Origin of the sequence: Erythrobacter sp. (genome assembly GCF_024305245.1) — a bacterium.
Lineage (GTDB): Bacteria > Pseudomonadota > Alphaproteobacteria > Sphingomonadales > Sphingomonadaceae > Erythrobacter.
Genome location: NZ_JAMWYX010000022.1, coordinates 1 through 6,980, shown reverse-complemented (window position 1 = coordinate 6,980; position 6,980 = coordinate 1). Strand labels below are relative to the sequence as shown.

Below are 6,980 nucleotides of genomic sequence, written 5' to 3'. Positions count from 1 at the left end.
GCCCCCACCTCCGCCAGTGGTCGAGGCCGTACCCTACCGCCCGCTCCCGCCCGGCGGCGCGCATTACGTGATGAACATTCCCCCGCGCGGGCCTGACGGGCGCCGCGTCACCATCAACACCGGGCTGAACGACGATCTTCTGGTGTGGCATCTGCGTTCGGCATGGAATGTCGCCGCGCTCAATTGTCTGGCGCCCGAATACGAGCCGATCCTCACTGGATATCGCGCGTTCCTCACCAATAATGTGCGCCCGTTGAAGGCGGTGAACGACCGGCTCGAAAAGGAAGTCGCCCGTCGTCATGACACACGGCGTGAGGCGATGGTCGCGCGTGATGCCGCAGTGACGCAGGTCTATAATTTCTTCGCGCTGCCGGCTGCGCGCTCGGGCTTCTGCCGCGCCGCGCTGGATGTGTCGAACCGGGCACTGGCGGCACCGCCGTCCGATCCGTTGAACTTTGCCCGCACGAATTTCGATGCGCTGCTGATGCCGTTCGAAAGCTTTTTCGACGAGTACGAGGCGTATCAAGCCGCCTCGGCCGAGTGGGATGCGAAGTGGGGCGCGATGTACGGAGCCTCGCAGCCCGGCTGGATCGCGGTTCAGCAGGCGCGTGCCACCGGCGTTCCGGTGCCCGGCGTCGCCGATCTTTCGGCGCAGGGCGTGCAGGTGCAGACGGTGATCGATCCGGAGACAGGGGTGGCGGTTCCGGTCATCCCGGTGGACGAGAACGTGACTTCACAGCCGGTGGTGCAACCGATCTCCAACGATCCGAAACCCGGCGCGGAGAGCTGACCCGGCGGGCAGCGGGCGACAAATGCCGTTGCAAGGGCGCGTGCTTCTCGCTAATGCGCGCGCTCGCCTGACCCATCTGGTTTTTCGCTGAGAGCGGGGCAGGCCAACCTGGAACGGGGCCGTAGCTCAGTTGGGAGAGCGCGTCGTTCGCAATGACGAGGTCAGCGGTTCGATCCCGCTCGGCTCCACCAGGATTTGATTTGGCCCTCAGATGCCGGGCGGCGGACGTCCGTCCACCTTGGCTTCGCCGCATAAGCGGCGACGCGCCGTCGCGCTTGCGGCCCGTTGGGCCGAGGTAAACCACCAAACCGTTTGTATTGCGCTGTAACGGCGCGCAGCGCCGCAAGGCCGGAGTCGAAGCCGAAGGCGCAGACGTGCGTAGCACACCTGCACGGCCGCCGCGCCTAATGGCGCATATTGCGCTCGCGCAGGCGAGCGCCTAACAACAAGACGCGCCAAGGTAACGGGAATGCGGTTCGATTCCGCAGCTGTCCCTGCAACTGTAAGCGGTGAGTATGCGGTGCGTGCCTTTCCATCGGAAGGGCAGCCACTGGAGCAGCGATGCTCTGGGAAGGTGAGCACCGGATATGCTGATCCGTGAGCCAGGAGACCGACCGGGGCGTGTCGCTCTTTGCTTGGCTCAGGGATTGGTCAGGCGCGGAAAAAACACTTTCGTTGTGAGCGGCATCGCTGGGCTGTGAGGGATGGGATCCCCTCGCGGCCTTCATGTTGCTGATGACGGGAGGAATCCGTGAAGAATCTGAAATTGTTGAACAGCGTCGCTGGGGCGGCGCTGGTTTGGGCTGTGCCTGTGTCTGCGCAGGCCGATCCTGCGGGCGAACAGGGCCTTGATCGGATCGTGATCGCCGACAGGAAACGCGCCGACATCATCGTCAGCGCCAGTCGCTCTGGCGATATCTTGCTACCGCAAGACTACACCGGATCGGCTCTGGTGATCACCGCCGAACAGCTCGAACAGCGCCAGACCCGCGATATTGCCGATGTGCTGCGCGATGTTCCCGGCGTGGCCGTGGCAGGCGTGGCGGGGCAGACCCAGATCCGCCTGCGCGGTTCTGAAGCCAATCATGTGCTGTTGCTGGTCGACGGGATCGAGGTTTCCGATCCCTTTGCGGGCGAGTTCGACATCGGCACGCTGCAAGCCGAAGTTGGTGCGCGGGTAGAGGTTCTGCGGGGACCGCAATCGGCGCTCTACGGGCCGGACGCGATCGGCGGTGTGATCGCATACGAAAGCGCCAGCGGGCGCGCTGTGCCGGGTTTCGCGGCGCGGATCGAAGGCGGCACGGACAACACCATCAACGGCGCGCTGCGTTACGGCGCGGCAGGCGATAGCTGGGACGCGGCGCTTTCCGCCGTGGTGGTCAGCACCGATGGTCAGGCCAATGCGCGTGGCGGCACCCGCGACATCGGGCGCGACAGCTACACCGTGTCGGGAAAGGGTGCGGTCGAAGTGTCGGAAGGCCTGCAACTGCGTGCCGCCGCCCGCTTCATTCGTACCGAAGGCCGGTTCAACGATAGCGACTTCGATCCCGCCAGCCCGACCTTCGGCTTCACTATCGATTCGCCCGGAACGCGCTTCACCAATGAAGCAGTCTACGCCCTGATCGGTGCGCGGGGCGAGGCGCTGGACGGGCGCTGGACCCATGACCTTTCCGCGCAGGTGGCCGATATAGCCCGCGACACCTTCGGCCCGTTCGGTCGCTCGAACGGCAGCGAGGGCGACCGGGTGAAGGCATCCTATGTCTCCGCCTTGCGGCTCGATGCCGCGCACAATCTCACCTTCGCGGCCGATTACGAGCAGGAGGGCTTCCGAAACACCACGCCGGGCGGCTTCGCCTTTGGGGGACGGCGCGAAATCGAGCAGATCGGCTTTGTCGGCGAATACCGCTACACGGGCGCGGTGTTCGACCTTTCGGCAGCACTGCGGCACGACATCAATGATCGGTTCCAGGACGCCACCACCTTCCGCATCGGCGCGGGCTATCGCCTCACAGACACCACCCGCCTGCGCGCAGCGGCAGGGTCGGGTGTCAAGAACCCCGGCTTCTTCGAACTGTTCGGGTTCGTCGACGGGCGCTTCATCGGCAATGACGCCTTGCGACCGGAGAAATCGACCGGCTGGGAAGTCGGCGTGGATCAGGACATCGGCGACTATGCGCGGCTCGCTGTCACCTATTTCGACAGCGAGTTGGAGGGCGAGATCTTCACCATCTTCCCGGCCCCCACCTTCATCGCCACCCCGGCCAACCGCACCACCCAAAGCGATCAACGCGGCGTTGAAGTCTCGTTCAATGCCCGACTCGCCGACCAGTGGAGCCTTGATGCGGCTTACAGCTACATCGATGCCGAGGAGAACGGCGTGGAAGAAGTGCGCCGCCCTGAACACATCGCCAGCACCGCTCTGACATGGACCGCGCCCGGGAATGCCGCCTCGGCCACGCTGGTGGTGCGGCACAATGGTGCGGCATTGGACGATGCCTTCACCGATCCCAGCTTCGTGCCGGTGCGGGTGCGGCTGGATGATTACACGCTGGTCAACCTCAACGCGCGGGTGGCGCTGGCTAAGGGGATTAGCGGCTTTGCCCGTGTCGATAACCTGCTCGATGAACGTTACGAACAGGTGTTCAGCTTCGTCTCCCCCGGTCGCTCTGCGGTCGTCGGCGTCGAAGCGCGGTTCTGACCTTAGGCCCCCTCCCTCACCCGGGGGAGGGGGCATTTTGCCATTCCCCTCGCATTCGCAGCAAAAATTGCCTATGCGCCCGCCATGCATTTCCTCGACCAAGCCAAGATCTATGTGAAGTCCGGCGGAGGCGGCCCCGGGGCCGTCAGCTTCCGGCGTGAGATGTACGTCGAATATGGCGGGCCCGACGGTGGTAACGGCGGGCGCGGCGGAGACATCGTGTTCGAAGCCGTCGCCGGCCTCAACACCCTTATCGACTTTCGCTATTCGCAGCATTTCAAGGCTCCGCGCGGCGGGCATGGCATGGGCAAGGACCGCACCGGCGCTAGCGCCAAGCCGCTTGTCATCAAGGTGCCGGTCGGCACGCAGATCCTGTCGGAAGACAAGGAAGAGGTGCTCGCCGACTTTACCCAGGTGGGTCAGCGCGTCGTCTTCCTCGAAGGCGGGATGGGCGGGCGCGGCAATGCCAGCTACAAAACCTCCACCAACCGCGCCCCGCGCCAGCACCAGCCGGGCATTGCGGGTGAGGAGGCGTGGGTTTGGCTGCGGCTCAAGCTGCTGGCGGATGTGGGCCTTGTCGGCCTGCCCAACGCGGGCAAATCGACCTTCATCAACGCGGTTTCCAATGCCGGCGCGAAAGTCGGCGATTATGCGTTCACCACGCTGGTGCCGAAACTGGGCGTGGTGCGCCACAAGGCACGCGAATTCGTGTTGGCCGACATTCCGGGCCTGATCGAAGGCGCGGCCGAAGGGGTGGGCATCGGTGACCGTTTCCTTGGCCACATCGAACGCTGCCGGGTGCTGATCCACCTGATCGACATCACCGGCACCGATGATGCCGACCCTGCCGAAGCGATGCAGATCGTCGAGGAAGAACTCGCCGCCTACGGAGCCGACCTTGAAAACAAGCCCCGGCTGGTGGTCTTGAACAAGCGCGATCTGGCCGATCAGGAATTGGTCGACGGCTTCCGCAAGGAACTGCTCGACGCCGGAGCGGACAAGGTATTCGCGGTTTCGGGCGTGACCGGCGCAGGAATTCCGGAACTTCTCGACGCGGTGCTCGCTTATCTTCCAGACCGCACCGCCACCGAGACCAAGGCTGCAGCCGTCGAGGTGGTGAACGAGGAGGATGGCGACGCGAACGCGTGGTCGCCGCTCTGACCTGACTGGCGGCGCGAATGCGCTGCATCGACTTATGAACAACCGGGGATCCCCATGAAGATCGAAAGTCTGCTCGACTTCCGCGACATCGAGAAATGCCCGCGGCTTGTCATCAAACTCGGCTCGGCCCTGCTGGTGCACCCCGACGGCGCACTGCGATACGAATGGTTGCGCAGCGTGGCGGTCGAGGTCGCCGGCGCGCGCGAGCGCGGGCAGGAGATTATCGTTGTATGTTCGGGCGCCGTGGCGCTTGGCGCTTCGCTACTCGGTCTGCCGGGCGGCGGGCGTGAAACGCTCGCCCATGCGCAGGCAGCGGCCTCGGCGGGGCAGGTGTTCCTGATCGCGACCTGGGCGCAGTTGCTGGCCGAACACAACCTCGTGGCAGGGCAGATGTTGTTGACGCTCGACGATCTCGAAGGCCGGCGCCGTTACCTCAACGCCTCGGAAACCCTGCGCGAACTGCTGGCACGCGGGGCGGTGCCGATCATCAACGAGAACGATTCGATCGCCACCAGCGAAATCCGCTTCGGCGATAATGATCGCCTCGCTGCGCGGGTGGCGCAGGCGGCCTCGGCGCATGGCGTCCTCCTGCTGACCGACGTCGAAGGGCTGTATGATCGCGATCCGGCCCATCCCGACGCCGAATTCCTGCCCGAAGTGCGCGGCGTGACCGAGGAAATCCACCAGATGGCGACTGGGGAATCGTCCTCGGGCAAGGGCTCTGGCGGGATGACGTCCAAGCTGCTCGCCGCCGAGATTGCCGAGCGGGCGGGCATCGCGCTCGCCATCATCAAGGGGGTGGACGATCTGCCGATCGCCTGCGCCATGGCAGCGGGCCGGGGCACGCTGTTCCTGCCCAAGCGCGACGACAATGCGTGGAAAAGCTGGATCGGCGGGCGGTTGCGATTCAACGGATCGATCCGCGTGGATCGCGGCTGTGTGGACGCGCTGCACCGCGGCAAGAGCATCCTCGCGGCGGGGATCATCGGCGTTTATGGCGAGTTCGAACGCGGCGATGTGATCAAGGTCGAAGGGCCGGATGGCAAGACCATCGCCAAGGGCATGATCGAATATGACTGGGACGAATGCGACGCGATCAAGGGATTGCGCAGCGAGGAAGTGGCCGATCGACTTGGCCACCTGCCGCGCGCCTGCGTGATCCATCGGGATCATCTGGTGCTGCTGTGAGCCTGCGCCCGTGAGCCTGCGCCCGTGACTCTTCTGGCCATCACCGGGACAACCGGCTTTGTCGGCAGCGCGGTGCTGGATGCGGCTCTCGCGGCCGGGCACCGGGTGAGGGCGCTGGCGCGGCGCGAACAGGCGGCGCGTGATGGTGTTGAATGGGTGCGCGGCGATCTTGCCGATCAGGCGGCGCTGACGGCGCTGTGCGCAGGATCGGACGCGGTGATCCATCTCGCGGGGATGACCAATACGCCCGATCCTGCCGACTTCGAGGAAGCGAACGTCACCGGCACCGCGCGGGTGGTGGAAGCGATGCGGGCTGCGGGCGTGAGGCGGCTGGTATTCGTTTCTTCACTTGCCGCGCGCGAGCCGAAGCTATCGGCCTATGGTGCGTCCAAGGCGCGGGCCGAAACCGTGGTGGAGGCGAGCGGGCTGGACTGGACGATCATCCGCCCGCCCGGCGTCTATGGCCCGCGCGACATCGATTATCTCGACATGTTCCGCACCGCGAAATGGGGCTTTGTTCCCCTGCCGCCCGGCGGGGCGAGTTCGATCATCCATGCCGATGATCTGGCCGATCTGCTCGTCGCGCTGACGGCCAACGCCGCGCCGACGCGCAAGCAGATTTACGAACCCGATGACGGACGCGAGGGCGGGTGGAGCCACAAGGAATTGGCCCAGGCGATCGGCCACGCGCTGGGCAGGCGCAGCGTGTTCGCCCCGCACCTGCCGCGCGGGGTGCTGGATGCCGCTGCTGCCGCAGACCGGCTTGTGCGCGGTGATCGCGCGAAGCTGACACCCGACCGGGTCGGCTATATGTGCCACCCCAACTGGGTATCGCGGTTCGATCGCAAGGTGCCTGCCGCTGTGTGGCAGCCGCGCATCAGCGGTGAAGAGGGGCTGGCAGCGACGGCGAGGTGGTACGCCCGCGAGGGCTGGCTTTAGCCGACAGTCCTGTCCTCTAGTCGTCTACAATCTCCATCCGAAGCGGAGGCTTCCGCGTAGCTTCTGTTCCAGCACCGTTCGAATGCCTCGAGCACATCAATGTTGAGTGGCCATTTAATTTTGATCGGGCTGCCGTCGTTGCGAACTGCTTTAGAGCGTTTTCCGCTCATTCTGGTTCATAGCCGCATGATCTGAAGTAATTGG

General features: G+C 65.0%; 5 protein-coding genes, 1 tRNA gene and 1 riboswitch. All 6 genes read left to right on the top strand.

What is annotated here, in order from left to right:
- Positions 1 to 790, top strand: a 790-nt coding sequence (locus Q0L48_RS16615) for a hypothetical protein (RefSeq protein WP_296722814.1), incomplete at its 5' end; no start/stop codon positions are given.
- A gap of 115 nt (positions 791 to 905) precedes the next feature.
- A tRNA-Ala gene (locus tag Q0L48_RS16610) sits at positions 906 to 981 on the top strand.
- A 221-nt stretch (positions 982 to 1,202) separates the two neighbouring features.
- Positions 1,203 to 1,424: riboswitch (cobalamin riboswitch) on the top strand.
- Positions 1,425 to 1,541: 117 nt separating this feature from the next.
- A complete protein-coding gene (locus tag Q0L48_RS16605; protein ID WP_296722812.1) occupies positions 1,542 to 3,488 on the top strand; it encodes a TonB-dependent siderophore receptor in 1,947 nt (648 codons plus the stop codon).
- An 84-nt stretch (positions 3,489 to 3,572) separates the two neighbouring features.
- A complete protein-coding gene (cgtA, locus tag Q0L48_RS16600) occupies positions 3,573 to 4,649 on the top strand; it encodes an Obg family GTPase CgtA (RefSeq protein ID WP_296722810.1) in 1,077 nt (358 codons plus the stop codon).
- A gap of 54 nt (positions 4,650 to 4,703) precedes the next feature.
- On the top strand, positions 4,704 to 5,837 hold the full coding sequence (proB, locus tag Q0L48_RS16595) for a glutamate 5-kinase (protein WP_296722808.1): 1,134 nt from the start codon (positions 4,704 to 4,706) through the stop codon (positions 5,835 to 5,837).
- Between the two features lie 24 nt (positions 5,838 to 5,861).
- A complete protein-coding gene (locus Q0L48_RS16590; protein ID WP_296722806.1) occupies positions 5,862 to 6,776 on the top strand; it encodes an NAD(P)-dependent oxidoreductase in 915 nt (304 codons plus the stop codon).
- Positions 6,777 to 6,980: the final 204 nt, after the last annotated feature.